Annotated in this window: 1 protein-coding gene; it reads left to right on the top strand. The window is 42.4% G+C overall.

What is annotated here, in order from left to right; all coding sequences use genetic code 11:
* Positions 1 to 7: 7 nt before the first annotated feature.
* Positions 8 to 297, top strand: a 290-nt coding sequence (locus LKK83_RS05760; RefSeq protein ID WP_324629983.1) for a group II intron maturase-specific domain-containing protein, incomplete at its 3' end; no start/stop codon positions are given.

Here is a 297-nt window from a genome sequence, read left to right as displayed (position 1 = left end):
CAAAACTATAATCAAACCCAGCAAGAAGGCCATCAAAACCCACTACAAGAAACTAAAAGAGATAGTAGACTCCCATATAGCAGTACCGCAAGAGGGGTTAATAAGACGCCTCAACCCGGTCATCAGAGGGTGGAGCAACTACTACTCAACAGTAGTGTCCAAGGAAATCTTCTCTCAAATGGATAACTCGTTATATTGGAAGTTAACCAAATGGGGAAAGCGAAGACATTCCAACAAAACAGGAAAGTGGGTAGCCAAGAAATACTGGCAAACAATAGGGAATCGGCAATGGGTATT

The organism is Phormidium sp. CCY1219 (assembly GCF_035615515.1).
In the GTDB taxonomy this organism is placed as follows: domain Bacteria; phylum Cyanobacteriota; class Cyanobacteriia; order Cyanobacteriales; family Laspinemataceae; genus CCY1219.
This window is presented reverse-complemented; position numbering and strand designations above follow the sequence as displayed.